Here is a 211-nt window from a genome sequence, read left to right on the forward strand (position 1 = left end):
CGACATGCTCTGGCGGGTGCGCAGCCGGCACGGGGACTGGGTGTACGTATACCTGCTGCTGGAATTCCAGTCGCGCAGCGATCCCTACATGGCGTTGCGAGCACTGACCTACGTCGGGCTGGAATACGAAGACATCCTGCGGCACAAGGGCGCGCAAGGCGACGGGCGGCTGCCGCCGATGCTGCCCATCGTGCTGTACAACGGCGTGCCG

1 protein-coding gene is annotated in these 211 nt (G+C 65.9%); it reads left to right on the top strand.

The genetic code is table 11. The features are described 5' to 3' along the window. Positions 1-211: Rpn family recombination-promoting nuclease/putative transposase (locus tag PIGHUM_RS23820; protein WP_148087268.1), on the top strand; the 211-nt coding region annotated here is incomplete at both ends.

The sequence above is a fragment of the Pigmentiphaga humi genome (genome assembly GCF_900606115.1).
GTDB lineage: Bacteria > Pseudomonadota > Gammaproteobacteria > Burkholderiales > Burkholderiaceae_B > Pigmentiphaga > Pigmentiphaga humi.